Genomic DNA, 25,540 nt, shown 5'->3' with positions numbered 1-25,540 from the left:
TTGTTCAAGTCAATTAACTCAGTAGCAATTTGTAAGCTTCACCTAAATGCAATATATCCGTCACGAATTAGTCAATAATCCCCAGTAAGCTTTCATTATCTTAATGCAATACTATTTGTAGAGATTAAGCGAATGGATAAAATCAGTGCGTTATTTAAACAAGTCTCGCAAGCATCTGCTCACTCTGTATTCCCATCTCATATATCGACTAAACACCTTCATCAAGAAAATGATAGCGAAGAGGAGTCATCATCCGAGCAACAGTCATTTTATGCCGTTTGGCTGTCGGATGTTCATTTAGGCAGTATTGACTGCAAAGCTGATTTTTTATTAGATTTTTTAAATAATCACCCATGCCAATACCTGTATTTAGTCGGTGACATCATCGATATTTGGGCATTAAAAAAACGGGTCTACTGGCCAGATAGCCATCAAGCCGTATTAACCAAAATACTGTCATTAGCCCAAAATGGCACCCAAGTATTTTATATCCCAGGTAATCACGATGATATGTTCAAACCATACGTAGATAGTCATTTTCGTGGTATCACAATCGCACCAAGTTATATTCATCAATCTATTCTGGGCAAACGCTGCCTGATGTTACATGGGGATCAATTTGACTCTGAAGTGTGTGTCAGCCGCACCTACGCCAAATTAGGTGATCATTTATACGATGTTTTGTTATGGCTAAATCGACACCTTCATAGTATACGCAGCCAACTTGGCTACCCTTATTGGTCACTTGCCAGCTATATAAAACTCAGAGTAAACAAAGCCCAACAAGCCATTAATAGTTTTAAAGATGCAGTGCTACGATTTGCCTTAAAACAACAAGTCGATATGGTCATTTGTGGCCATATTCATCAGCCCGAGCTCTCTATTCACCATAAGGGTAAGCATAGGATTATCTATGCTAACGACGGTGATTGGGTTGAAAACTGTACCTTAATCGCGGAAACCCTCTCCGGTGACTTTCAATTATTAAAATGGAATGAACTGACTAAAACACCGCAAATTATCGACAATATTGGCACCACTGACCCCTTACCGCTTCATACCGCTTCATCCCAAAAACACCCTAATAAGAAGGTAGCATAATGAAGTCAGCAGAAATGATGTTTACTGTCGATCAAATGGTTGACAAGAACTTGCCTCAACTGGCTAAATTCCCTTGGTTATCTAGACCGACCAAAACCATGTTACGTTACCTTTTGCATGAGCAGCAATGCAATGATATTGCGATGCAGTATAAGCATTTAACTGGGGTAGACTTTGTTGAACAGGTACTGGCTAGCTTTAATTTTAGTTACAGCGTACCTAATAATGAAATAGAAAACATTCCAATTGACGGCCGAGTGGTGATTTATGCTAACCACCCTATCGGCTCACTTGACGCCCTTGCATTAATCAAGTTAATCAGCAAAGTCCGCCCAGATATTAAAGTGGTCGCCAATGAGTTATTAATGGCTATTAAACCACTGCACTCAATTTTATTACCCGTCAGAAACATGACTGGCGGTACCCCGAAGCAAAATTTAGATAATATCCATCAACATCTAAAACGTGAAGGTGCATTATTAATCTTTCCATCGGGTGAAGTGTCTCGATTACGCCCAAGCGGGGTAACTGATTTATTATGGCAAAGTGGATTTGTTAAAATGGCCAAAGCCTGTAATGCACCATTGTTACCTATGTTTGTTGATGCGAAAAATTCAGCAACCTTTTATGGCGCATCAATGATTTATAAGCCATTAGCAACACTGTTACTTGTTAAGGAAATGTTTCGCCAAATCAATCAAGTGATGCCAGTTCGTATTGGCAAACTGATTGCGAAAGAAACCGTGTCTAATAATGACTTTCCGTTAAAAACTCAGGTTAAGCTACTAAAAAACCATCTCTACCGTATAGGTAAAAATAGGCCACCGCTGTTTAGTACTCAAAATGCCATCGCTCACCCAGAATCGCGCACCACTTTACAACATGAATTACAACAATGTGAACAACTTGGACTCACATCAGACAATAAAATCATCTATCTTTATCAGCATGATGCCAGCAGTGCCATCATGCGTGAAATCGGCAGATTACGCGAAATAGCCTTTAGAGCTGTAGGTGAAGGCACGGGTAAACGCAGAGATACCGACAAATATGATAATGACTATTGGCACCTTGTATTATGGGATAAAGATGATTTAGAAATCGTCGGTGCTTATCGTTTTGCAAGTGCAAAGCGTATTCATAGTGAAATATCTACCACAGGACTATATAGCCAAACCCTATTTCAATATCAGCCAGATTTTAGCCTTTATTTTGAGCAAGGCTTAGAGTTAGGTCGAAGCTTTGTGCAACCTAAATATTGGGGCAGAAGAAGTCTTGAATATTTATGGCAGGGGATTGGCGCATTTCTACTCAAAAACCCTCAATATCGTTACTTATTCGGCCCTGTTTCGATTAGTAACAACTATCCAGAGCCCGCTAAAGAATTACTTATTTATTTTTATAAAAATCAATTTCCAACCCAATCTATACTCGCAACCTCATTTAACAGTTACCAGTTTACCGATGAACGGTCACACCAATTATGTCGTCAATTCAATGGTGAGACATACGCTGACAATTTTAAAATTCTGAAAAGGACATTAGCTAATATGGGTGTTTCAGTACCGACTTTATTTAAACAATATGGTGAATTGTGTGAAGATCAGGGCGTGCAATTCATCGACTTTGGCATTGATGCTGAGTTTGGTGATTGTATTGATGGCCTAGTGTTGGTTGATGTTCATCAGCTCAAACCGATTAAAGCACAAAAATATCTTGGCTTAACGAGATAGCGTTTAGCTTTTTTCTGATTAAGATTATGTAGCTAACTCATTGTTGTACTATAGTTTATCTGATATACATAAATAATACGGCTTACGCCTATATTATTCGCCGTGTTATAGGAGATAAATATGCCTGCAGCAATGATATTAGTTCGCGACATTATGACAACACGTATTGTTACCGTTTCGATGGATGATAGGCTATCTGTTGCAAAAAACATTTTCGACAATGTCAGCTTTCACCATTTATTAGCCATTGATGAAAATGACAAACTGCAAGGTATTTTATCTCATCGAGACTTTCTAAAAGCTCTCAGTCCTAACCTAGGCACAGCTGCAGAACTTATCCGCGACACTGAAACGCTCAATAAGCGCGTCCACCAAGTAATGACCCACAACCCGATGACAGTCTCACCTAGCACATCAATCAAACATGCTTGTGAGATTATTCTTAAACATGGCATAGGCAGTTTACCTGTTTTGGATCATGGTACATTAGTTGGCATTATTACTTGGAAAGATTTGCTTAAAAGTTACAGTGAGTCGGAGTAACGTTTGGCTTATCATCGCAAACGTAAATAAGTGTATAACCGCCATTTAGGCAAGAAAATATAGTGAAAATAAAAATTCATTTAGCCACCAATCAATTAGCCTGTTTTCTTTAAACCTTCATATTTTGACACTGGAAAATGTCATATTACTCTGCTTAGCTTAGTACTAGCCGCAACAGTTAAAGCAAAACAGGAGTGATGCTATGATCAAGTTTAATTATCTTTTAAACCAAGACAATTTTGAGCTGCAAGCCAGCGATTGGTGTGGACTAGAAAAGGTGATATTGAATGGTAAAGTCGTGTCGAAAAAATTCAATTTCGGCATTTTAAGTTGCCACGATATCTTATTGAAAGACGGTCATAAATATCAATGTAAATTATTGGTCGATCCTCAAACTGACTTACTAACCTGCAGGATCTATAATCAACGCAGATTAGTCACAGTACTTAGGCAAGGGAAAAAACAATTACAGCAAAGTCAGCGACTAATAGAAGCAAGCTTAATGACTCTACTGCTCTCGTTACTCGTCATTTACATTCTTGCTTAAAGTCACTCAATGCTTATTCAAACGTAGGAAACATGCAAATATTTAAAGACCTATATTGCACTAACCTTATTACATTGAAACCAATACTCGCTGATAACAGCGATAGATAACGATTTTAAAGTCGTGATTATCCTATTATAAAAATTGACTAGTGGCCATACAAGGTCATCACAACAGCACCACCTAAACCCACATTATGTTGTAATGCTAAGCGAGCACCTTGCACCTGACGAGCACCTGCTTGATCGCGTAAATGCCACACAAGTTCAGCGCATTGCGCTAATCCTGTCGCACCAATAGGATGACCTTTAGACATTAAGCCACCTGAAGGGCCAATAACAAACTGACCACCATAGGTATTGTTTCCTTGCTTAATAAACTTTTCAGCTTCACCCTCTGCACATAACCCCAAAGCTTCATAGGTGATAACTTCATTAGGCGTAAAGCAGTCATGTAGCTCAATCACATTTACATCCTGTGGCGATATACCTGCGGCGTTATACACTTTTTGCGCCGCCATTTGAGTCATGCTCTGGCCTACTGCATTAATAGGATCTTGCCAAGAATCTTGGGTATCGGTTGCCATAGCTTGAGCAAGAATTTTAACCTTGGAGCTTATACCATGCTGTTGAGCAAATTTATCACTGCATACAATGACAGCTGCCGCACCACAAGTGGGAGGACACGCCATAAGGCGAGTTAAATAGTCATCGTAAATCACCTTATCAGCCAATACTTGCTCCGCACATAATGGCATTTTCAATAAAGCATAAGGGTTGTTCATCGCATGGCGACGGGACTTTACTGCAACCTTGGCAAATAATTCAGCAGTGACATTATATTTATCCATGTAATGTCGACCCGCTGCACCAAAAGCCCGTAAGGCGATTGGACCATCGGGTGCATTAAACTGACTTAACACCGGTGCTATTCGAGTAAATGGGCTTTCTCTGTCTTGCCAATTTGACCCTAGGGCACCTGGCTGCATTTCTTCAAACCCAAAGGCTAATACGCACTCAACTTCACCAGACATCACAGCCTGCCTAGCTAAGTACAAAGCTGTTGAACCACTAGAACAATTATTATTGACATTAATTATAGGTATCCCGCTTTGAATAACGTCATAAAAAGCATGTTGCGCGCAGGTACTATCACCATAAATATATGCACCAAATGCCTGTTGTATTTGCTTAGCATTAATACCGGCATCGGCCAAAGCTAACTTAATTGCATTGGCTGCCATCACACGATAAGGCTGATGCTGTCCTGGCTTACAAAAAGGCGTCATACCTACGCCAGCAATAACAATGTTACTCATGGCTGACTCCACACATCTTTAGTGTGGCATTGATAATGCATACTTTTTGCTCCAACCGATAGCGTCCACTGCCTGCGGTAACAGTCGTAATGGTTACCTGCTGTTCCTCCTCGGCATCATTTGAAATCGAGACTTTAGATATAGTGCCATCACGGGGAAAAGTGATACCCGCGGCAAAGTCACCTACATCGAAATTGCGATATAACTTAACGCTAATACTGCCAATAGAACGAGGCTCTAATCGTCCTTCCTCAACGATTAGAGACATGCCTTTAGTTAAACTGAACACCTGAAAATAGCTGTCAGCAGAACGCGATTGCAGCAAATTCCCAGTAGGATTAATGAAGGACTCATTGGCATTTGCATAAAATAATTTAAAAACTAACACAACAAAAAGACTAAAAATACCCAATAACTTCAACATAGTGCATATCTCCAAATAGTGCATATCTAAAAATGTAGCAATGTAATGATAATACGCTGTATTGAAAAAATGTTAATCGTTAATCTATTCCACCTAGCTCACATCAATTGACTCTTTTTTGATTTACATCAAAAAAACGGTAACTATTGTAACCATATTGTTGTTATTTCTAACATCTAAGGCACACTGATTACATAAGCTAACGAATTGGCTAGATTGTTGATTTTAATGGAGGATGGATGTCAGCACTGCTCAAACTATTAACCTCTATGTTCAGTAGTTTTAAAGACTTAGTTCCCATTATTGTCGTTGTGGTTTTTTTTGAAATTTTTATTCTAAAACAAGCACCCGATCAATTAGGTTCAATTCTTATTGGGCTAGTATTTATTGTACTAGGTTTAACATTCTTCGTTTTTGGCCTAGAAATGGGCTTATTCCCTATCGGTGAATCTTTAGCAGAAGCCTTAGCCAGAAAAGGCAGTCTGTTTTGGCTAGTTATTTTCTCTTTTTCTCTGGGATTTGGTACCACACTGGCAGAGCCTGCATTGACAGCCGTAGCCAATGAAGCCGCTAAAGTTGCCGCAGAAGCAGGTGCCATAACTAACAATGAAGCTGCTTTAAATGACTATGCTATGGGCTTGCGCTTAACTGTAGCAATATCCGTTGGTTTGGCCATTTTACTCGGTGTTATTCGTATTTTAAAAGGCTGGCCTATCCATTACATGATCATCGGCGGTTACTCCATCGTGATGATACTGACCTTTTTTGCCCCAGCAAGTATTATTGGTATTGCCTACGACTCTGGAGGTGTCACTACATCGACCATAACCGTTCCATTAGTGACGGCTTTAGGCGTAGGGTTAGCCACCGTTATTAAAGGCAGAAATCCTATGCTGGATGGCTTTGGTTTAATTGCCTTTGCTAGCTTAACGCCAATGATTTTTGTCATGCTTTACGGCATGGTCTTTCTATAAGGAGCCAACATGTTTTATCAGCTATTGGAAACCTTATTACTGACAGCCAGAGATGTGGTCCCCATTGCGGTTATCTTATTTGGCTTTCAATTAGGCGTACTAAAACGCCCTATTCCTAACTGGCGTAAAGTGGCCTTGGGTTTCATTTATGTCATTGTGGGCTTGACTTTTTTCTTAGTCGGATTAGAGATGGCGTTATTCCCTATAGGCGAAAGCATGGCCAATCAGCTCACCACAGCAGAATTTTTGCATCCTGACGGCGCGCCCACACCGTTTATTTGGCAAGATTATTTATGGGTATACGTATTTGCAGCTGCAATAGGTTTTAGTACCACAATTGCAGAGCCCTCACTGATTGCAGTAGCAATTAAAGCCAATGAAGTATCCGGTGGTACTGTTGGCATCCAAGGCCTGCGTATATCGGTTGCTATTGGTGTTGCCTTTGGTATTGCATTAGGCTGTTTTCGTATCGTAGTTGGCGACCCCATTCATTACTACATCATGGGCGGTTACATCATAGTGGTCATTCAAACTTTTTACGCCCCTAAAATGATTATTCCATTGGCCTATGACTCTGGCGGAGTCACTACCTCAACCGTTACCGTGCCTCTCGTTGCCGCATTAGGCTTAGGTTTAGCCACTAACGTGGAAGGCCGTAACCCTTTAATTGATGGCTTTGGTCTGATCGCTTTTGCCAGTTTATTTCCGATTATTTCCGTGATGGCCTATGCCCAAATAGTCGAATACATCTCTAAACGTAAAGCTGCCGCTGAGCAGCAAGAGGAGCATACAGATGCGCTTTAAATTAATTGTCGCCTTTGTGGATGACGACTGTACCGATGAAATTTTAGATGCCGCCCGTGAAGCTGGCGCAACTGGGGCAACGGTAATTAATCATGCAAGAGGTGAAGGTCTGGTAAAGAAAAAAACCTTTATGGGCTTAGGCTTAGATGTACAGCGTGATGTTATTTTCTGGTTAGTTGAAGAGCACATGTCACGTCATATTTTGGAGACAATTTCTAGAGTGGGCAAATTTGATACCAATAAAGGCCGCGGAATAGCCATTCAAATAGATGTTGAAGACGCCGTGGGTGTGGCGCATCAAGTACAACAGCTGACTAAAGAGATTGAGGACCAAATATGAACGTTAAACCCCCTGTAAGAAACCGTGATGTGTTAAATCAAGACTATGCCATGGTAGATGGCACAATTACAGTGTCAGAAGCAATTGCCACCGCTGTAGCCAATAATGTCAAAGTGTTAGTGGTTAATAAACGCACTGAACACGACGAGTATGGCCTGGTTTTGATGAGTGATATTGCGCGAAAAGTTTTGGCCAAAGACAAGTCACCGGATCGCACCAATGTATATGAAATTATGATTAAACCGGTGTTTTCTGTTTCAGCTGATATGGATGTGCGCTATACCGCCAGATTATTTGAGCGTTTTGGCATTAACAAAGCACCCGTATTAGAAGACAACGACATCAAAGGATTTGTAACCTATGACGATATTGTATTAAAAGGCATGATTGACAAGTAAATGGGTCGGAACATCAATTGTTATATGCGTCTGGATTCATAAAGATTGTCAAAGTCTGAGTTTATTAGCAGACGCATTGTTTCACCAGTTGATAGCACTACTTTTAGAAAACTTTGCTATCAACTTTCCCAGAAAAATCTAAGCAAGCTTTGACCCGAATTTGCTGCACCGTAGATAGATCAGCAATATCAAAATATTGGCACTCGCTGTGTTCTGAACTCAATGCAATCATGGTTACATCCATAATACTACATTTAAAAATAAACACCTGTGATTGATAAGCACCGTGATAATAAACGCCTGAAAGGTAGTCGATTTCAATATCGCAACCTAACTCTTCTAAACACTCACGTATAACTGCTTGATGTATGGTTTCACCTAATTCTAACGCGCCACCAGGCAAGCCCCAATGTTTAGCGCCATAGGTCGCTTTAAGTTGTAATACCTGCCCTTCATGATTGGTTATTACCGCATGGGCACTCAGCCGAAACATATCATTAAACGCCATCTGCATTCCCTTTTAATATTTGCACCAATCGATTGATAAAATCTTATCAATACACGCTCTAAGCATAAAACGGCTGTAACAGCCGTTATCTGCCATTCAATGATGATTTTATAGCGCTACACTATAAAAAATTCGATGTATAAAAGTGCCTTACCTTAAGTTGAGGATAAGTCGCAGTCATACATCGAGTTCAAAGAACCTAGCGAATACTAAATAAGCACAGTTCTAGCGCTTAATGAGCTGCTAATAAATGACTAATTAGCATCAAATTAACGTTGAACTAGCTGAATATTTGATCATTAAACACATTATTGATTAGCATAAAAAGAAAAATATTCTCTGACTTCTTTTTCAACACTTAGCGGGCTCTCTAATTCAACATAATCCCTGCCCGAAACAAATTCATTTGCTTGAATGGCAAAACTTATATTCACGAGTATAAGCACCAATAATTTAAGCAATAAATTGGTCTTAAAATATGTTTCATAGGTGTTTATTAATTGCATGACTCATTCCTTGTCTTATAAAAAATAACAATCTTAATCTAACTTTATATTATATATCAGCAATATATACAGCACTTACACCCCATACAAGCCAAATAACGGTTAACAAAAAAACGTTAAAATTTATAACAAAAAAAATAACCACAAGCTAAAGCTGAATACCGAGAGCAATGTCGATAGCACTACCGTACTGCCTAAAGTCGACTCATGTTGTTTAAGTTCAGTGGCAATTAAGTAGGCATTAACCCCTAAAGGTGAAGCGCTGAGCAACACAAGCATGGTCGTTTTTTGGCTTTCTAAATTAAACACCATCACCGACATCAGGTAAACAAGTGCTGGAAGCAACAGAATTTTTAACCCACTCGCCAATAACGCTAACCGCCAACTGTCGCCTATTTTATAAAAACTTAAATTAGCACCAAGTACAAATAAAGCACACGCTAAGGCTGGTTTTGAAAGTAACGTAAGGCTTTCCTGTAAATGTGTGCCTAAATTGAGACCAACAGCGTTGGCTGCAATCCCTAAACTAATACTCATCACAACCGGGTTTAACACCATAGAACGAGTAAATTTTCTCCAAGAGAAACCCTGTTCGTGTGCTCTTGCTGCCAGAATAAAAGTTAACGCAAACAAACAAGCGCTATGAAATGTAATAATCATAAATACTTGCCCTATCATCGCCTGACCTAATGCGGCAATAATTATCGGCAAACCAACTAGTACGGTATTGGAGTAGCTTGAGCCTAAGGCAAAAACAGCACTGGCGTCTCGGCTTCTAAATTGAACCGGATTAAAGCGGCGATTAATACGATAACCCAAAGCGAAAATGATCAGTACGGGAATATAGAAAGATAATAATGCATAGATGTCGATACTTTCAGACAAAGGTGCTGCCAGCATATTGATAAACAAAAAGGCAGGAATACTGACATAAAAGGTAAATTTACTAATGCCGCTTATATGCTCTTTAGTGAAAAAATCAAAACGTGTCAGTAGATAACCCAAAGTTACCATAAATATTAACGGAAAAATGATCCCAAAAATCGACATAACAGCTATCTCAAACCTATGCTTATTGATTTAAAGAACATCAATAATGGTCAAAATTAAAAACAAAAAAGGCGCCTAAGCGCCTTTTAAACGAGTGGGTAACGAATTACCAACCAGTACGAGTACGTAAAGCTTTACCAATGTCAGCTAAAGAGCGAACAGTAGTTACGCCTGCAGCTTCTAAAGCAGCAAACTTGTCTTCAGCTGTACCTTTACCGCCAGCGATAATTGCGCCAGCATGGCCCATGCGTTTACCTTCTGGTGCAGTAACACCAGCAATGTAAGATACAACAGGCTTAGTTACGTGTGCTTTGATATAAGCAGCCGCTTCTTCTTCAGCATTACCACCGATTTCACCGATCATTACAATCGCTTCAGTCTGTGGATCGTTTTGGAACATTTCCAATACGTCGATGAAGTTAGTACCAGGAATTGGGTCGCCACCGATACCTACACAAGTAGATTGGCCGAAACCTTCATCAGTAGTTTGCTTAACCGCTTCGTACGTTAATGTACCAGAGCGAGAAACAATACCCACTTTTCCAGGTAAGTGGATGTGACCAGGCATAATACCAATCTTACATTCACCAGGAGTGATAACACCTGGACAGTTAGGACCGATCATGCGTGTGCCAGTTTCTTCTAGCTTCACTTTCACTTGTAACATATCAAGTGTTGGGATGCCTTCAGTGATACAAACGATCAGCTCAATGCCAGCATCGATAGCTTCAAGGATAGCGTCTTTACAAAATGGAGCTGGTACGTAGATAACAGTTGCAGTAGCACCTGTTTGAGCTACCGCATCTTTAACAGTGTTGAACACTGGAAGACCTAGGTGAGTTTGACCACCTTTACCAGGAGAAACACCACCAACCATTTGCGTGCCATAAGCAATCGCCTGTTCAGAGTGGAAAGTACCCTGACCACCAGTGAAACCTTGACAGATTACCTTGGTATCTTTGTTAATTAAAACAGACATTATTTGCCCTCCGCAGCTTTAACAACTTGCTCAGCCGCGTCAGTTAGACTTGTTGCCGCGATGATATCAAGACCAGACTTAGCCAATACTTCACGACCTAATTCGGCGTTAGTACCTTCAAGACGTACAACCACTGGCACTTTAACGCCAACTTCTTTAACTGCACCGATAATACCTTCAGCGATCATATCGCAACGTACGATACCGCCAAAGATGTTAACTAATACTGCTTTAACATTGCTGTCAGAAAGAATGATTTTAAATGCTTCAGCAACACGTTCTTTAGTTGCTCCACCGCCAACGTCTAAGAAGTTAGCTGGCTTGCCACCGTGTAGGTTTACGATGTCCATTGTACCCATCGCTAGGCCGGCACCGTTAACCATACAACCTACGTTACCGTCTAAAGCAACATAGTTTAATTCAAATTTAGCAGCGTGCGCTTCACGAGCATCATCTTGTGATGGGTCGTGCATCGCTTTGATTTTTGGCTGACGATATAATGCGTTGCCATCAATACCAATTTTGCCATCTAAACAGTGAAGATTGCCTTCAGTGGTGATAACAAGTGGGTTGATTTCTAATAACGCAAAATCATGGTCGTTGAACATGTTCGCAAGACCCATAAAGATCTTAGTGAACTGCTTCATTTGAGTTGGGTTTAAACCTAACTTGAAGCCAAGATCACGAGCTTGGAAAGCTTGAGGACCTGTTAACGGATCAATGATAGCTGTGTGGATAAGCTCTGGCGTATGTTCAGCCACAGTTTCAATATCAACACCACCTTCAGTCGACGCCATGAACACAACGCGACGCGTGCTACGGTCAACTACTGCACCTAGGTACAATTCGTTGGCGATGTCAGTACAGCTTTCAACTAGAATTTTAGCAACTGGCTGACCTTTAGCGTCAGTCTGGTACGTTACTAAGTTCTTACCTAACCAGTTTTCAGCGAATGCTCTGATTTCGTCTTTATTACCGGTAACTTTAACGCCACCTGCTTTACCACGGCCGCCTGCGTGTACTTGACACTTAACAACCCATAAGTTTCCGCCAATGTGGCCAGCTGCTTCTACTGCTTCTTGAGCAGTATCACATGCAAAGCCTTCAGAGACTGGTAAACCATATTCGGCAAATAAAGATTTTGCCTGATACTCATGCAAATTCATGATGATCTATCCATATACTTCTAATCAAATCCAACTGGCTCAATATGAGCCAGCGACGAGGGGTTTATCTAACTACTTATAAATCAAGCAGCAGACGAGTTGGATCTTCTAAGAAGTCTTTAATAGCAACTAAGAAGCCAACTGACTCACGACCATCAACAATACGATGATCGTAAGAGAGTGCTAGGTACATCATTGGTAGGATTTCAACCTGACCATTGACTGCCATTGGGCGATCTTTAATAGCATGCATGCCTAAGATTGCGCTTTGTGGCAGGTTCAAAATAGGGGTGGACATCAGCGAACCAAAAACACCACCGTTAGTTACGGTGAAGTTACCGCCGGTCATGTCAGCAACAGACAACTTACCGTCACGTCCTTTGATTGCGAGTTCACGAACCGCTTTCTCGATTTCAGCTAAGTTCATGGTATCGGTGTCACGTAACACTGGTGTTACCAGGCCACGAGGAGTTGATACTGCAATGCTGATATCAAAATAGTTGTGATAAATAATATCATCGCCATCTATAGAAGCGTTAACTTCAGGGAAACGTTTTAGCGCTTCAGTTACCGCTTTGATGTAGAAAGACATAAAGCCTAAACGAATACCGTGACGCTTTTCAAAAATATCTTGATATTGCTTACGGATATCCATGATTGGCTTCATGTTAACTTCGTTAAACGTAGTTAACATCGCGGTAGAGTTTTTAGCTTCTAACAAACGTTTTGCAATCGTTTTACGCAAACGAGTCATAGGAACACGTTTCTCGCTACGACCTTCTAACGGTGCAACTGGTGCAGCCACTGCAGCCGATTTTGCCGCTGGTGCTGATTTAGCGAACGCTTCAACATCTTCTTTAGTGATACGTCCGCCAACACCTGTACCTTTAATTTTTGCAGCATCAAGATTATGCTCAGCAATTAAACGACGCACTGATGGGCTTAATGCATCGTTTGATTCGTCAGAACTTGGCTCTGATGCAGCTTCAGCAGCAGGCGCAGTCGCCTCAGCTTTAGTCACTTCTTGTCCAGACACGGCACCTGCAATAAATCTTGCAATAACTTGCTCACCTAAAACGGTGTCGCCTTCTTCGAATAATAATTCAGAAATTGAACCGTCTTCTGGTGCAACAACTTCTAGAACAACTTTGTCGGTCTCGATATCAACTAAGTTTTGATCGCGAGACACCTGTTCACCAGGCTTAACATGCCAAGTAGCAATAGTTGCATCAGCAACAGACTCTGGTAATACGGGTACCTTAATTTCGATACTCATGGAAAGCTTCCCTTTATATAAATTATCTTTACGACAGTTTTAATGCGCTATTAACTAATGATTCTTGCTGATGTACATGCAACCCTGGATAACCACACGCTGGTGCAGCTGACGCTTCACGACCAGCATACGTTAATTGAGCGCCTGCAGGAATGTTAGCCCAGAAGTGATGCTGACTACAGTACCACGCACCTTGGTTTTGAGGCTCTTCCTGACACCAAACAAAATCAGTAACATGTTGATATTTTTCTAATGCCGCACGCATTTCCACATCAGGGAAAGGATACAGCTGCTCAACACGAATAATGGCTATGTTAGTGATATTTTCTTTACGACGTTTTTCAAGTAACTCGAAATACACCTTACCGCTACAAAACACAACTCGGTCAACTTTACTTGCCTCTAAAGTATCAATCTCGCCAATGATGTTTTGGAAAGTACCTTCAGCAAGCTCTTCTAGGCTAGACACAGCTAATGGGTGACGTAGCAAAGATTTTGGTGACATCACCACAAGTGGACGACGCATTGGGCGCACAACTTGGCGACGTAGCATGTGATAAACCTGCGCCGGTGTTGATGGAACACATACCTGCATATTATGGTTAGCACATAACTGTAAGAAACGTTCTAAACGAGCACTGGAATGCTCAGGCCCCTGGCCTTCATAACCGTGTGGTAATAACATTGTTAAGCCACATAAACGGCCCCACTTTTGTTCACCAGACGATAAGAATTGGTCAATCACCACTTGAGCACAGTTAACAAAGTCACCAAACTGTGCTTCCCAAATGGTTAATCCACCTGGTTCTGCTGTGGCATAGCCGTATTCAAATGCTAATACAGACGCTTCAGACAATACTGAGTCAGTAATATCAATCGGTGCTTGCTCTTCTGCCACATTACGCAAAGGTAAATAGGTTGTACCGTCTTTTTGATTATGTAATACAGCATGACGATGGAAGAAAGTACCACGGCCAGAGTCTTGGCCAGTAATACGCACACGTTTTTTATCTTCAAGGATAGAAGCATAGGCTAAAGTTTCTGCGAAACCCCAGTCGAGCAACTTCTCACCTTTGGCCATTGATAGGCGGTCTGCACAAATTTTGGCAACTCGTGATTGCAGCGTATGATTTTCAGGAATATCGACTAACTTATTAGCTAAGTTTTGTAGACGTTCCATTGACATAGAACCTGCGTAATCTTCATCCCATTCGCGATTCAGATAAGGTGTCCAGTCAACGGTATGTAACGTCATTGGACGCCACTCTTTGACCACACAGTCACCGGCATCAAGCGCATCACGGTAATGATTAATTAAGCCTGTTACTTCATCAGCAGCAATGCTGTTTTCAGCAATTAACTTGTCAGCATAAATTTTACGCGGCGTTGGGTGTTTTTTAATTTTTGCGTACATCAACGGCTGTGTTGCACTAGGTTCATCAGCTTCGTTATGACCATGACGACGATAACAAACTAAATCAATCACCACATCACGCTTAAACTCATTACGGTAATCCACCGCAAGCTGCGAAATAAACGCAACCGCTTCAGGATCATCTGAGTTAACGTGGAAAATCGGTGCCTGAACCATTTTAGCAATATCAGTACAGTATTCTGTTGACCGGACATCTGCATGGTTAGATGTGGTAAAACCAACCTGGTTATTTACCACGATGCGGATACTACCACCCACTGTAAAACCACGGGTTTGAGACATGTTAAATGTCTCTTGTACGATGCCCTGCCCAGTAATAGCTGAGTCACCATGAATGGTAATAGGCATAACTTGTAAGCCATCTTTACAGCCGCGACGATCTTGACGAGCGCGTACTGAACCGATAACCACTGGGTTAACGATCTCAAGGTGTGATGGATTAAAAGCTAACGCTAGGTGAACATTGCCACCTGGCGTTTCAAAATCTGATGAGAAACCTTGGTGATATTTAACGTCACCTGAACCATGCGTGTCGGCATGCTTGCCAGCAAACTCGTCAAATAATTCACTAGGACGTTTACCGAGCACGTTAATGAGTAAGTTTAAACGACCACGGTGAGCCATACCTACGACGATTTCTTTAGTTCCCGCTTCACCGGCACGGTAAATGATTTCGCGCATCATTGGAACAAGCGCATCACCACCTTCTAAAGAGAAACGTTTAGCGCCTGGGAATTTTGCACCTAAGTATTTTTCAATACCTTCAGCAGCATTTAGGCCTTCAAGAATACGTTTTTTAACCGCATTGTCGTAATTAGCCTTACCTAAGGTTGGCTCTAGACGTTGCTGGATCCAACGTTTTTCGTCGGTATCAGTGATATGCATATATTCCGCACCAATCGAGCCACAGTAGCTGCTCTTAAGGGCAAAAATAATATCCGCAAGTTTCATGGTCTCACCGCCTAATGCGAATGAACCCGTGTTGAACTCACGCTGCATATCTTCAGCGGTTAAGCCGTGGTAAGCAGGATCTAACTCTTGAACCACGTCACGCTTCCACATACCTAATGGATCTAGGTTAGCATTTTGATGACCACGGAAACGATGAGCGTTAATTAATTGCAGTACTTTAACCTGCTTTGCATCTAACTCTGGGTCACTGACACGAGCAGCCCCTTTCGCACGGCTTTCTAAGGCTAAACTACGGAAATAGTCACGAACTTTAGAGTGGGAAACCTCTGGTACTTCAACAGAACTACCATTAACAGGTGGGAGATTATCAAAAACGACCTGCCAATCAGCGGAAACTGATTGCGGATTTTCTTGATAGGCTTCATACATCTCTTCTACATAGGTCGCATTCGAACCACTTAAGTGAGACGACTCGAGCCAGGCTTTCATGATGCCTTGGTGCATTGTTATTCCTTTCAAACTTGATACACGTGCTAGCCATAATGCATAACAATTAACACAATCGTCATGCTTAACTTCTATCTCTGCCAAAGACTTGTACTAAATAACGGATCTAACAAATTAATGACAAAGGTAATCCGTAAACACACAAAAGAGCCATCTCCAATATGAAGATGACTCTCATAAAGAGCTAATTAAACGTATTTAAAGGCTCTTCTGTGTTCATTAAACAGCTCGTTTCAATAACATTGACTTGATATGACCAATCGCTTTAGTTGGGTTTAGTCCTTTAGGACAAACATCAACACAGTTCATAATTCCGTGACAACGGAACACACTGTAAGCATCGTCAAGCTCAGATAAACGCTCTTCAGTAGCGGTATCACGGCTGTCAATTAAGAAACGATACGCATGTAATAAACCACTTGGTCCGATAAACTTATCTGGATTCCACCAGAAAGAAGGACAAGCCGTAGAACAACATGCACACATGATACATTCGTATAAACCATCTAAATGCTCGCGCTCTTCAGGTGATTGTAAATGCTCACGCGCTGGGGCCTTTTCATCATTGATAAGATAAGGCTTAATTTTTTCGTATTGCTTATAGAACTGAGTTAGATCAACGACCAAATCTCGCACAACTGGCATGCCTGGTAAAGGACGAACTACAATTTTCTTCCCTTTAAAGGTCGAAATTGGCGTAATACACGCTAAGCCGTTTTTACCATTCATGTTAACACCGTCAGAACCACACACACCTTCACGGCATGAACGACGAAACGCAATTGTTGGGTCTTGTTCTTTCAGCTTAATTAATGCATCTAACACCATCATATCAGAGCCATCAGGCACTTCTAAGGTGTAGTCCTTCATATAAGGCTTGGTATCTACATCAGAATTATAACGATACAATGCAAATGTTAATTTCATCTTTGCAACTCCTGCCTAATAGGTACGTTTTACCGGTGGAAACGCATCACGTAATTTAGGTGTCATATTGACATCACGTTTTGTCATAGCTTGTGTTTTTGGATCATACAAGCTGTGGCATAACCAATTATCATCATCACGGTCTAAATAATCTTCACGAGAATGTGCACCACGGCTTTCAGTACGGAAGTTAGCTGCATAGGCAGTTGCCAGCGCTGTTGACATTAAATTATCTAATTCTAAACATTCAATACGTTGAGTATTAAATTCATCAGAGTTATCAGATAGCTTAGCCTTCTCAAGACGCTTTTGGATTGCTTGTAGCTGTTCTAGACCTTCTGCCATGGATTCACCACTGCGGAAAACAGAGAAATTTAACTGCATACACAATTGAAGCTCTTTACGGATAACCGAAGGATCTTCGCCGTCTTTGTTGCTTTCCCAACGATTAAGACGAGCAAGTGATGCACTAATTTCTACGTCTGTGGCCGCTTTTGGATCAGGCGTAGCATCTAAAGCTTTACCTAAGTGCTGACCTGCAGCACGACCAAATACCACTAAATCAAGAAGAGAGTTACCACCTAAGCGATTCGCACCGTGTACAGATACACAAGCGATCTCACCTACAGCAAATAAACCTAGTACGTCTTGCTCAGTACCATCAGCATTCTGACGAATAACTTGACCACTGACTTTAGTTGGCAATCCACCCATCATATAATGACAAGTTGGAATAACAGGAATTGGACCATCAGCCGGATCAATGTGAGCAAAAGTACGTGATAATTCACACACACCAGGAAGACGGGCTTCAAGGGTCTCTTTGCCTAAATGATCAAGCTTAAGTAATAAGTGTGGACCTAACGGACCATCTAAACCACGACCTTCACGAATTTCAGTCATCATTGAACGTGCTACCACGTCACGCGATGCTAAATCTTTGGCATTTGGTGCATAACGTTCCATGAAACGTTCGCCATCTTTATTTAAAAGATATCCACCTTCGCCGCGACAACCTTCAGTCACCAATGTACCTGCGCCAGCAATACCCGTAGGGTGGAACTGCCACATTTCCATGTCTTGTAACTGAACACCAGCACGAGCCGCAATACCAACGCCATCACCAGTATTGATGTGCGCATTAGTGGTTGACGCATAAATACGCCCTGCTCCGCCAGTTGCTAAAATAGTTGCTTTTGCTTTGAAATAAACAATGTTGCCTGTTTCAATTTCAATCGCAGTACAACCAACAACAACGTCATCTTCATTTTTAACAAGATCTAAAGCATACCATTCAGAATAAACATCTGTTTTATGCTTGACGTTTTGTTGATACAAACAATGCAGTAGCGCATGACCTGTTCGGTCTGCGGCAGCAGCGGTACGCGCAGCTTGCTCACCACCAAAGTTTCTTGACTGGCCACCAAAAGGTCGCTGGTAAATAGTACCATTTTCAAAACGAGAGAATGGTAAACCCATTTGCTCAAGTTCGATAATCGCTTCTGGACCGGTTTTACACATAAACTCAATGGCTTCTTGGTCGCCGATAAAATCAGAACCTTTCACCGTATCATACATGTGTTGTTCCCAGTGATCTTCATGCGCATTACCTAACGCAACAGTGATACCACCTTGCGCAGATACGGTATGAGAACGGGTAGGAAACACTTTTGATAAAAGCGCACAGCTTTTACCTTCTTTAGAAATCTGTAATGCTGCTCGCATACCAGCGCCACCGGCGCCAATCACGATTGCATCAAATTCGCGTACTGGAATACTCACTTATACACCCCACACTATCACGATGCCGGCCGCTAAATAACTGAATGCGGTCACAACGAAGGTAAATTGTAATACACCACGTAACGATGTGCTTTTTACATAGTCAGTCAATACTTGCCATACACCAATCCAAGCGTGGACGAGTAAAGCAACTAAGGCTAACAGTGTAAATACTTTCATTGGCAATGTGCTAAACAAGCCATGCCAAATTTCGAAAGTCAGTGGAGAACTACACGCGATAAATCCCACCAAGAAAATAGTATAACAAGCTAGGATTACCGCACTTGCGCGTAGTAAAATATAGTCATGGACACCACTACGTCCAAAACTTGCTGCGTTAGTTACCATACCCAAATCCCCGCTATGATAGAAAAGGTTGCTGCTAAAGCAAACATCACTTTAGCTGAAGCGATACCTGAAGCTAGCTCTTCCCAACGGCCAGTATCCATAATCAAATGACGTATGCCACCTAATAAGTGATATCCAAGCGCGGTTAGAATGCCCCAAAGGATGAACTTCATTACGAAACCATCAAACAAGGTTTGTACGCTAGCGAAGCCTTCAGCAGAGGTTAAAGTTGAATTTAACAGCCACAAAAGAATACCAATAGCGAATAGCATGATGACACCGGAAATGCGGTGTAGGATAGATGCGATAGCTGTCGCAGGGAAGCTTATCGTCTGCAGGTCTAGATGGACAGGTCTTTGCTTTTTCACGTTCTGCTCACTCAGCTCCATTGAGCATTATTTTTTTATGTATCTCTTTTTTGCTTTAAACGCATCAAGGTCAAAAAATGTTTATTACATTATTTGAGCAAAAAAGAAATTACTATCAAACATCTAAGCAATTGAGAAATCACTAGTTTAGTTTGTAAAGTAATCATTTCTAAAGTGTGATGTTTGTCGCCCTTAGGGACGTAGGCAAGTATACTCGTGAGAATTGTCAAATACAAACATCACATTATGCAAATTCTGTTTTTTTATGATTTTTTTATTCTAAAGCCTATACCACAAGGCTTTCAGCTAGATATATACCTTGGTCTAACAAATTTAAACGCTTATTTAAATTGATCTGTGATCCCTATTCACTGTAAAGTAATGTCCGCTTAACATGCCGCACTCATAGATATAGAATGACGTAAGGAGAACGGGGTATGGCTGATAATATAGCCAAATTAGAGTTACCAGGTAACGATTCAATCGACTTACCAATCAAGAAAGGTACTGAAGGGTTTGATGTAATCGACATCAGTACATTAGGGAAGAAAGGTTATTTCACTTTCGATCCAGGCTTTCTAGCAACAGCTTCTTGTGAGTCTGCAATTACATATATCGATGGTGATCAAGGTATTTTATTACACCGTGGTTATCCGATTGATCAACTTGCAACTGAATCAACTTATTTAGATTTATGCTACTTGCTTTTATACGGAGAGCTACCGTCTAAGGCTGATTTCGACAAGTTTGAAGCCACAGTGAAAGAACACACTATGGTTCACGAGCAAATCGCTTTCTTCTTCCGCGGTTTCCGTCGTGACGCACACCCAATGGCAATGCTATGTGGTGTGACAGGGGCACTGTCTGCTTTTTATCAAGACTCTCTTGATGTTAACAATTCTAAGCATCGTGAAATAGCAGCTTATCGTTTGGTGTCAAAAATGCCAACAATCGCTGCTATGTGTTACAAATACTCAATGGGTCAACCATTTGTGTATCCACGTAACGACTTAAGCTATGCGGGTAACTTTTTATCGATGATGTTCGCAACACCTTGCGAAGAATATAAAGTTAACCCTGTTGTAGAAAAAGCAATGGATCGTATTTTTGTACTCCATGCTGATCATGAACAAAATGCTTCGACATCTACTGTGCGTTTAGCTGGTTCTTCTGGTGCTAACCCATTTGCGTGTATCGCAGCGGGTATCGCATCACTATGGGGCCCTGCTCACGGCGGCGCAAACGAAGCTTGTCTTGCTATGCTTGAAGAGATTGGTTCTGTCGATCGTATCCCAGAGTTTATCGCTAAAGCGAAAGACAAGAATGACCCATTCCGCTTAATGGGCTTCGGACACCGTGTTTACAAGAACTTTGACCCTCGCGCAAAAGTGATGCGTGAAACCTGTCATGAAGTTCTAAATGAACTTAAAGTTGTTGATCCATTACTAGACGTAGCAATGGAACTTGAGCGTATTGCACTTGAAGATGAATATTTTATCTCTAAGAAGCTATATCCGAACGTTGACTTCTACTCTGGTCTCATCATGAAAGCCATTGGTATCCCTAATGATATGTTTACAGTGCTATTTGCATTGTCACGTACCGTTGGTTGGATTTCACATTGGAAAGAAATGTTAGATCAACCAGGTCACAAAATTAGCCGCCCTCGTCAGTTATATACTGGTGAGTCAGCGCGTGAATTTGTGAGTTTAGACAAACGTTAATTCATTAAATGATGTCTAAATAAAAAAGCGCCGAAAGGCGCTTTTTTGTATTCAAAAAACAAATATTCATCCTAGGTCAAACGCTTGCCCCATTCTTTGAATATGCTTCAAAGGAACATTATGCTTGTTGCGTTTTGCGCACAATTGTTGATGCGATGCTGATTTTGGCTCACCAGTAATAACAATTTTCACCTTATAGCCCAATGCGACAGCAGCAGTTTTATAAGCGATATATTCCCAATGACACACATTGGTATTATCACATATCACTATGGGTTCACCTCTTGATAAGGCCTCAATGAATAAGCTTAAATTAATTTGATGATATTCAGATAATTTACTGATATCAAATTGATACATCCCCTCAACAACAAATAAACTATCGGTTGAGAAATAACCATATTGCTTAGTCTGCAACGCAACTGACAAAGGTTGTGATTGAATAAATTGCTCTACCCAATGTGATTTACCACTTCCGGGTAAGCCACGCATAATGATAGCTAGCCTATGGGGTAACTCACCATCAATGCATGTGTGCTCAGTGCTCACTGACCCAGTATCTATTGTTTCAGTATCTATTGTTTCAGTATCTATTGTTTCAGTATCTATTGACTTAATGTCTGCGGACTTTGCACTCATGACGATATCGACTCGCTGCCAATAGTTTTACCCTGCAAAATATTGTCCACTAACTGGGGCATAATGTCCCCTGCTTTACCGGTAAAATGGTATTGGAATTGACTATGTCTATCGGGCGCAACAAGATTAACCTCAACGGTTTGCGCGCCATGATGATTAGCACTATCAACAAAACCGGCTGCAGGATAAACCGTACCTGAAGTGCCGATAGCGATAAATAGGTCGCAGCGGTCCAGTGCATCATGTATTCGGTCCATTCCGAAAGGCATTTCACCAAACCAGACAATATGTGGCCTTAAACGCATTGCAGGAATGCAGCAGGTACAGCAATTTTCGGGACCAAAGGGTTCGCGCAAAATAAATGTTTGCAGTGATTTAGGGCATCGACCTTTGGATAATTCCCCGTGCATATGCAATAAACGTCTTGAACCAGCACGTTCATGCAAGTCATCTACATTCTGGGTAATCACTAGTAAATTGCCCTCAAACTCAGCTTCTAATTTGGCCAAGGCAATATGAGCCAAATTCTCACATACTTCACCTGAGTGTAATTGTGTCCAACGGTTATTATAAAATCGCTCAACTAATGCAATATCTTTAGCATAGCCTTCAGGTGTCGCCACATCTTCTATGTGATGCTGCTCCCATAAACCATCTTGATCACGAAAAGTGCGAATACCTGACTCTGCAGAAATGCCTGCGCCGGTTAACACGACAATATTCCGGTACATGGTGCTTCCTTTTTATTATTAGGGTGTATTTTTAAGGTATATAATGAAATAGCTCTGCCGCTGCCAGACAAATAGCAGGCTAAGTAATCAAGCTTACACTATCAATAGCAGGGTTTAACCTGCAACTAACTTCAATCATTTTTAGTTTTATTTATTTCAATAGACTAAATAAAACATATTTTCTAGTGTTAATCCAAAGACCATTAATGGCAATAATCCCTTAGTATAAGTAAGCTTACTGTCACAAATAAGCTATTTTTTTGCTAAGCGTTGTTAATAACGACGATTTTTGGGCTAATAAGTCGATTAAGCAGTTTAAGAGGTTTAAGTTTTCCGATTCAACACATATAATGAATTAATTACCCACGGATGAACCGATTGGTTCTGCAATCAAGAGATTAGCAATGACAGATGGAAATCAAGCGCTTAAAAAAGCCGGTTTAAAAATTACCCTGCCAAGAGTTAAAATTCTAGAGCTAATGCAAAACCCTGAAAATCAACACATCAGTGCAGAAGACTTGTACAAGCGATTACTTGAAGTAGGCGAAGAAATTGGTTTAGCTACTGTTTACCGCGTGCTTAACCAATTTGATGATGCCGGTATTTTAAACCGCCACCATTTTGAGTCGGGTAAAGCGGTATTTGAAATGTCGACTCAAAAGCACCACGACCATTTAGTGTGCTTAACCTGTGACAAAGTTATTGAGTTCTCTGATGATGTTATTGAACGTCGCCAGGACGAGATTGCTATGCGTCATAATATTAAATTAACTCACCACAGCTTGTACCTTTACGGCCATTGTACTAATGATACTTGCGACCACGCTGACGAATAGTTAATGCTATTGCTCAGAAAGCTAGAATATTAAGATTAGTAAACTATTTATTGCATCAAGCAAAATAAAAACCAGCTAACATAGCTGGTTTTTTTGTATCTAAAATTATCCTCAATGGTATTTATAAATCGCGCTGATAAACATGCACTTTATGACCATAATACTCGCTCTGTTCAAAAACTGACATTCCCACCTTTTTAGCTACCGCTTCTGAGCCAACATTTCCTTGCAAAATTAATGCTATAGCAAGTTCAATTCCATATGATGGCTTGAATGTGTTAATTGCAGCTTGTGCCGCTTCATAACCAATTCCCTTTTTCCAATACTCTGGTAAGTAACGGTAACCCAATTCGACCTTATCAAACTCAGGTAAATATTTAGGCCCACAAAAACCAATGACCTTATTGTCTGCTTTATGATGTACCGCCCAGCGGCCAAACCCATGTAGTTGATAGTCTGCAGTAATCACATTTTCAAAAATATCTAACGCTTGCGACTCTTGAGTCATTGGCTCTGCAGGAATATAGGTAAGAATTTCTGGGATACTGTTCAGTAAGAAAAGGCTAGGCACGTCAGATACCGTAAAAGGGCGCAAAATTAAACGTTCTGTTTCAGCAATAATGCTATTTTCATCAACCATGATTGGCTATTCCATTTTCAATATTTATTGATTGTTAATCTATTATCATAATTGAAAACGTTGATATTTTAGCATGTTTTGTTGATTTTATTTAACAAACGCATTAACTCTTGTTGCTCAGTATCGGTAAGTAATTCTAAAAATTGCTCATTGACCCATTCTGCTTCATGGATGAGGTCATGCTCTAAAGCTTTACCGCTGTCGGTTAAATAAATTTGAAATGCGCGCCGATTATCGGCTTCTTGGTGGCGAGTGACGAATCCTTGCACTTGCAACTGATCAAGTAACCGCGTCATGGTGTAATTAGCTACATCACATCGTTTAGACAGTTCTGTTTGACTCAAGCCTTCTTCTTGCCACAGGGTAAACAATACCGGCCATAGCTTAATATCTAACTCATATCGCTTGAGGCGCGCATCTAACGCTTGCTGCAGCGTCAAATTTAAATGAGATACCAAGTAATTTAAACTTTCGAATCGTTTCAATTAATGCCTCCTCGCTGCGGGTGTACTGCGAATACTCCGAAGATCAATTTTCACTCATAAAACATATCGTATAAACTTACGTTAAAGCATACGCTACAAAACAGTATTTTAGTCAAAATCGACATGTTCATTAATGTATCGGTAATAGCAAGCGCGGTTTAATATTGCTGTTAATCCCCTAGGAAGGCTAACAAAAATTCTCTGCTGTTCCAATTCAATATCTGATGGTATCACGTTAAAGTCAGTATCAAGGTTAGATTTAAAGCAAAAACCTTGCTCTGTTTTATCGACATCAACCATTAACAGTGGCCAGGTTTTAACAGATACTTTCACCTTTTCAACAGGAGTAATTAAGAAGTACTCAGTATCGATGCAATGTAAAATATGACTAAACATTCGCGCAAATTTAGTCGGTAGCGGACTGTTAAGATACAGCCAACTACCATCAGATAAAATACTGAATAACACCTCATCACTGCATAACTTCGCCCCGTCTTTATGGGTGAATTGCTCAATAGATGGCATTGTTTCAGTCTCGT

The 25,540-nt window shown here is 40.8% G+C and carries 28 protein-coding genes; 10 read left to right on the top strand and 18 right to left on the bottom strand.

Annotation, left to right across the window (positions count from 1 at the left end; genetic code table 11):
- Positions 1-132: 132 nt before the first annotated feature.
- From ACRWQL_RS18640 to ACRWQL_RS18625, 4 genes are all read left to right on the top strand, one after another.
- Positions 133-1,101, top strand: a complete 969-nt coding sequence (locus ACRWQL_RS18640) for a UDP-2,3-diacylglucosamine diphosphatase (RefSeq protein WP_434951531.1) — start codon at positions 133-135, stop codon at positions 1,099-1,101.
- Positions 1,101-2,834, top strand: coding sequence for a GNAT family N-acyltransferase (locus ACRWQL_RS18635; protein ID WP_434938033.1), 1,734 nt, complete (start codon positions 1,101-1,103; stop codon positions 2,832-2,834). The genes ACRWQL_RS18640 and ACRWQL_RS18635 overlap by 1 nt, the downstream gene beginning before the upstream one ends.
- Before the next feature lie 120 nt (positions 2,835-2,954).
- The gene (locus tag ACRWQL_RS18630) at positions 2,955-3,377 is read left to right on the top strand and encodes a CBS domain-containing protein (protein WP_434926397.1); all 423 of its coding nucleotides are present in this window, start codon (positions 2,955-2,957) and stop codon (positions 3,375-3,377) included.
- Between the two features lie 202 nt (positions 3,378-3,579).
- Positions 3,580-3,924 carry a hypothetical protein gene (locus ACRWQL_RS18625; RefSeq protein WP_434938035.1) on the top strand — a complete coding sequence of 115 codons (345 nt, stop codon included), beginning with the start codon at positions 3,580-3,582 and terminating at the stop codon, positions 3,922-3,924.
- A gap of 148 nt (positions 3,925-4,072) precedes the next feature.
- Here the strand turns inward: ACRWQL_RS18625 and ACRWQL_RS18620 are convergent, their stop codons facing one another.
- Positions 4,073-5,242 (bottom strand): lipid-transfer protein, encoded by a 1,170-nt coding sequence (locus tag ACRWQL_RS18620; RefSeq protein WP_434951529.1) that lies wholly within the window; start codon positions 5,240-5,242, stop codon positions 4,073-4,075.
- Entirely contained in the window at positions 5,235-5,666 is a 432-nt protein-coding gene (locus tag ACRWQL_RS18615; RefSeq protein ID WP_434938039.1) for a PliI family lysozyme inhibitor of I-type lysozyme, read from the bottom strand. The genes ACRWQL_RS18620 and ACRWQL_RS18615 overlap by 8 nt, the downstream gene beginning before the upstream one ends.
- Before the next feature lie 239 nt (positions 5,667-5,905).
- Here ACRWQL_RS18615 and ACRWQL_RS18610 point away from each other — a divergent pair, with 239 nt between their 5' ends.
- From ACRWQL_RS18610 to ACRWQL_RS18595, 4 genes are read left to right on the top strand one after another with little or no spacing between them, the layout of a single operon-like run.
- On the top strand, positions 5,906-6,640 hold the full coding sequence (locus tag ACRWQL_RS18610; RefSeq protein ID WP_434931714.1) for a DUF1538 family protein: 735 nt from the start codon (positions 5,906-5,908) through the stop codon (positions 6,638-6,640).
- A 9-nt stretch (positions 6,641-6,649) separates the two neighbouring features.
- A complete protein-coding gene (locus ACRWQL_RS18605) occupies positions 6,650-7,444 on the top strand; it encodes a DUF1538 domain-containing protein (protein WP_434926402.1) in 795 nt (264 codons plus the stop codon).
- Positions 7,434-7,784 carry a P-II family nitrogen regulator gene (locus tag ACRWQL_RS18600; RefSeq protein WP_434926403.1) on the top strand — a complete coding sequence of 117 codons (351 nt, stop codon included), beginning with the start codon at positions 7,434-7,436 and terminating at the stop codon, positions 7,782-7,784. Before ACRWQL_RS18605 ends, ACRWQL_RS18600 begins: the two co-directional genes overlap by 11 nt.
- On the top strand, positions 7,781-8,182 hold the full coding sequence (locus ACRWQL_RS18595; protein ID WP_434951527.1) for a CBS domain-containing protein: 402 nt from the start codon (positions 7,781-7,783) through the stop codon (positions 8,180-8,182). Before ACRWQL_RS18600 ends, ACRWQL_RS18595 begins: the two co-directional genes overlap by 4 nt.
- A 103-nt stretch (positions 8,183-8,285) precedes the next feature.
- On the opposite strand, the gene ACRWQL_RS18590 is transcribed toward ACRWQL_RS18595, so the two are convergent.
- From ACRWQL_RS18590 to sdhC, 11 genes are all read right to left on the bottom strand, one after another.
- The gene (locus ACRWQL_RS18590; RefSeq protein ID WP_434951525.1) at positions 8,286-8,690 is read right to left on the bottom strand and encodes an NUDIX hydrolase; all 405 of its coding nucleotides are present in this window, start codon (positions 8,688-8,690) and stop codon (positions 8,286-8,288) included.
- Between the two features lie 308 nt (positions 8,691-8,998).
- Positions 8,999-9,196, bottom strand: coding sequence for a hypothetical protein (locus tag ACRWQL_RS18585; protein WP_434951523.1), 198 nt, complete (start codon positions 9,194-9,196; stop codon positions 8,999-9,001).
- A gap of 123 nt (positions 9,197-9,319) precedes the next feature.
- A complete protein-coding gene (locus ACRWQL_RS18580; RefSeq protein WP_434926405.1) occupies positions 9,320-10,246 on the bottom strand; it encodes an AEC family transporter in 927 nt (308 codons plus the stop codon).
- A gap of 106 nt (positions 10,247-10,352) precedes the next feature.
- A complete protein-coding gene (sucD, locus tag ACRWQL_RS18575; protein ID WP_434926406.1) occupies positions 10,353-11,225 on the bottom strand; it encodes a succinate--CoA ligase subunit alpha in 873 nt (290 codons plus the stop codon).
- A complete protein-coding gene (gene sucC, locus ACRWQL_RS18570; protein ID WP_226415298.1) occupies positions 11,225-12,391 on the bottom strand; it encodes an ADP-forming succinate--CoA ligase subunit beta in 1,167 nt (388 codons plus the stop codon). The genes sucD and sucC overlap by 1 nt, the downstream gene beginning before the upstream one ends.
- Before the next feature lie 76 nt (positions 12,392-12,467).
- Positions 12,468-13,667, bottom strand: a complete 1,200-nt coding sequence (gene odhB, locus ACRWQL_RS18565; protein ID WP_434926407.1) for a 2-oxoglutarate dehydrogenase complex dihydrolipoyllysine-residue succinyltransferase — start codon at positions 13,665-13,667, stop codon at positions 12,468-12,470.
- 28 nt (positions 13,668-13,695) lie between these two features.
- Positions 13,696-16,518, bottom strand: coding sequence for a 2-oxoglutarate dehydrogenase E1 component (sucA, locus tag ACRWQL_RS18560; protein WP_434951521.1), 2,823 nt, complete (start codon positions 16,516-16,518; stop codon positions 13,696-13,698).
- 222 nt (positions 16,519-16,740) lie between these two features.
- Positions 16,741-17,448, bottom strand: a complete 708-nt coding sequence (locus ACRWQL_RS18555; protein WP_226415291.1) for a succinate dehydrogenase iron-sulfur subunit — start codon at positions 17,446-17,448, stop codon at positions 16,741-16,743.
- A 15-nt stretch (positions 17,449-17,463) separates the two neighbouring features.
- Positions 17,464-19,230, bottom strand: coding sequence for a succinate dehydrogenase flavoprotein subunit (gene sdhA / locus ACRWQL_RS18550; protein ID WP_434926409.1), 1,767 nt, complete (start codon positions 19,228-19,230; stop codon positions 17,464-17,466).
- Positions 19,231-19,578, bottom strand: coding sequence for a succinate dehydrogenase, hydrophobic membrane anchor protein (gene sdhD, locus ACRWQL_RS18545; RefSeq protein WP_434926410.1), 348 nt, complete (start codon positions 19,576-19,578; stop codon positions 19,231-19,233).
- The gene (sdhC, locus tag ACRWQL_RS18540; RefSeq protein WP_226415282.1) at positions 19,572-19,967 is read right to left on the bottom strand and encodes a succinate dehydrogenase cytochrome b556 subunit; all 396 of its coding nucleotides are present in this window, start codon (positions 19,965-19,967) and stop codon (positions 19,572-19,574) included. Before sdhC ends, sdhD begins: the two co-directional genes overlap by 7 nt.
- A 416-nt stretch (positions 19,968-20,383) precedes the next feature.
- Here sdhC and ACRWQL_RS18535 point away from each other — a divergent pair, with 416 nt between their 5' ends.
- Positions 20,384-21,670 carry a citrate synthase gene (locus ACRWQL_RS18535; RefSeq protein ID WP_434926411.1) on the top strand — a complete coding sequence of 429 codons (1,287 nt, stop codon included), beginning with the start codon at positions 20,384-20,386 and terminating at the stop codon, positions 21,668-21,670.
- 66 nt (positions 21,671-21,736) lie between these two features.
- Here the strand turns inward: ACRWQL_RS18535 and ACRWQL_RS18530 are convergent, their stop codons facing one another.
- On the bottom strand, positions 21,737-22,162 hold the full coding sequence (locus ACRWQL_RS18530; protein WP_434953430.1) for an AAA family ATPase: 426 nt from the start codon (positions 22,160-22,162) through the stop codon (positions 21,737-21,739).
- 143 nt (positions 22,163-22,305) lie between these two features.
- Complete coding sequence (cobB, locus tag ACRWQL_RS18525) at positions 22,306-23,040, bottom strand: Sir2 family NAD+-dependent deacetylase (protein ID WP_434951519.1); 735 nt, start codon at positions 23,038-23,040, stop codon at positions 22,306-22,308.
- Between the two features lie 404 nt (positions 23,041-23,444).
- Between cobB and fur the strand changes: the two genes are divergently transcribed.
- The gene (gene fur, locus ACRWQL_RS18520) at positions 23,445-23,876 is read left to right on the top strand and encodes a ferric iron uptake transcriptional regulator (RefSeq protein ID WP_226415204.1); all 432 of its coding nucleotides are present in this window, start codon (positions 23,445-23,447) and stop codon (positions 23,874-23,876) included.
- Positions 23,877-23,997: 121 nt separating this feature from the next.
- On the opposite strand, the gene ACRWQL_RS18515 is transcribed toward fur, so the two are convergent.
- The 3 genes from ACRWQL_RS18515 to ACRWQL_RS18505 all read right to left on the bottom strand — a co-directional run bounded on the left by ACRWQL_RS18515 (position 23,998) and on the right by ACRWQL_RS18505 (position 25,526).
- Positions 23,998-24,498, bottom strand: coding sequence for a GNAT family N-acetyltransferase (locus ACRWQL_RS18515; protein ID WP_434953428.1), 501 nt, complete (start codon positions 24,496-24,498; stop codon positions 23,998-24,000).
- 86 nt (positions 24,499-24,584) lie between these two features.
- Entirely contained in the window at positions 24,585-25,001 is a 417-nt protein-coding gene (locus ACRWQL_RS18510; protein ID WP_434951517.1) for a MarR family winged helix-turn-helix transcriptional regulator, read from the bottom strand.
- Between the two features lie 108 nt (positions 25,002-25,109).
- Positions 25,110-25,526 (bottom strand): DUF1285 domain-containing protein, encoded by a 417-nt coding sequence (locus ACRWQL_RS18505; protein WP_434953427.1) that lies wholly within the window; start codon positions 25,524-25,526, stop codon positions 25,110-25,112.
- Positions 25,527-25,540: the final 14 nt, after the last annotated feature.

It is taken from the genome of Shewanella sp. HL-SH4, from assembly GCF_051164845.1.
In the GTDB taxonomy this organism is placed as follows: domain Bacteria; phylum Pseudomonadota; class Gammaproteobacteria; order Enterobacterales; family Shewanellaceae; genus Shewanella; species Shewanella glacialimarina.
The sequence above is the reverse complement of the archived record's forward strand: the minus strand, read 5'-3'. Positions and strand labels throughout refer to the sequence as shown.

Coding starts and splice junctions, on each gene's coding strand:
- ACRWQL_RS18640 (WP_434951531.1), top strand. CDS start 133: ATGGATAAAATCAGTGCGTTATTTAAACAAGTCTCGCAAGCATCTGCT.
- ACRWQL_RS18635 (WP_434938033.1), top strand. CDS start 1,101: ATGAAGTCAGCAGAAATGATGTTTACTGTCGATCAAATGGTTGACAAG.
- ACRWQL_RS18630 (WP_434926397.1), top strand. CDS start 2,955: ATGCCTGCAGCAATGATATTAGTTCGCGACATTATGACAACACGTATT.
- ACRWQL_RS18625 (WP_434938035.1), top strand. CDS start 3,580: ATGATCAAGTTTAATTATCTTTTAAACCAAGACAATTTTGAGCTGCAA.
- ACRWQL_RS18620 (WP_434951529.1), bottom strand. CDS start 5,242: ATGAGTAACATTGTTATTGCTGGCGTAGGTATGACGCCTTTTTGTAAG.
- ACRWQL_RS18615 (WP_434938039.1), bottom strand. CDS start 5,666: ATGTTGAAGTTATTGGGTATTTTTAGTCTTTTTGTTGTGTTAGTTTTT.
- ACRWQL_RS18610 (WP_434931714.1), top strand. CDS start 5,906: ATGTCAGCACTGCTCAAACTATTAACCTCTATGTTCAGTAGTTTTAAA.
- ACRWQL_RS18605 (WP_434926402.1), top strand. CDS start 6,650: ATGTTTTATCAGCTATTGGAAACCTTATTACTGACAGCCAGAGATGTG.
- ACRWQL_RS18600 (WP_434926403.1), top strand. CDS start 7,434: ATGCGCTTTAAATTAATTGTCGCCTTTGTGGATGACGACTGTACCGAT.
- ACRWQL_RS18595 (WP_434951527.1), top strand. CDS start 7,781: ATGAACGTTAAACCCCCTGTAAGAAACCGTGATGTGTTAAATCAAGAC.
- ACRWQL_RS18590 (WP_434951525.1), bottom strand. CDS start 8,690: ATGGCGTTTAATGATATGTTTCGGCTGAGTGCCCATGCGGTAATAACC.
- ACRWQL_RS18585 (WP_434951523.1), bottom strand. CDS start 9,196: ATGCAATTAATAAACACCTATGAAACATATTTTAAGACCAATTTATTG.
- ACRWQL_RS18580 (WP_434926405.1), bottom strand. CDS start 10,246: ATGTCGATTTTTGGGATCATTTTTCCGTTAATATTTATGGTAACTTTG.
- sucD (WP_434926406.1), bottom strand. CDS start 11,225: ATGTCTGTTTTAATTAACAAAGATACCAAGGTAATCTGTCAAGGTTTC.
- sucC (WP_226415298.1), bottom strand. CDS start 12,391: ATGAATTTGCATGAGTATCAGGCAAAATCTTTATTTGCCGAATATGGT.
- odhB (WP_434926407.1), bottom strand. CDS start 13,667: ATGAGTATCGAAATTAAGGTACCCGTATTACCAGAGTCTGTTGCTGAT.
- sucA (WP_434951521.1), bottom strand. CDS start 16,518: ATGCACCAAGGCATCATGAAAGCCTGGCTCGAGTCGTCTCACTTAAGT.
- ACRWQL_RS18555 (WP_226415291.1), bottom strand. CDS start 17,448: ATGAAATTAACATTTGCATTGTATCGTTATAATTCTGATGTAGATACC.
- sdhD (WP_434926410.1), bottom strand. CDS start 19,578: ATGGTAACTAACGCAGCAAGTTTTGGACGTAGTGGTGTCCATGACTAT.
- sdhC (WP_226415282.1), bottom strand. CDS start 19,967: ATGGAGCTGAGTGAGCAGAACGTGAAAAAGCAAAGACCTGTCCATCTA.
- ACRWQL_RS18535 (WP_434926411.1), top strand. CDS start 20,384: ATGGCTGATAATATAGCCAAATTAGAGTTACCAGGTAACGATTCAATC.
- ACRWQL_RS18530 (WP_434953430.1), bottom strand. CDS start 22,162: ATGCGTGGCTTACCCGGAAGTGGTAAATCACATTGGGTAGAGCAATTT.
- cobB (WP_434951519.1), bottom strand. CDS start 23,040: ATGTACCGGAATATTGTCGTGTTAACCGGCGCAGGCATTTCTGCAGAG.
- fur (WP_226415204.1), top strand. CDS start 23,445: ATGACAGATGGAAATCAAGCGCTTAAAAAAGCCGGTTTAAAAATTACC.
- ACRWQL_RS18505 (WP_434953427.1), bottom strand. CDS start 25,526: ATGCCATCTATTGAGCAATTCACCCATAAAGACGGGGCGAAGTTATGC.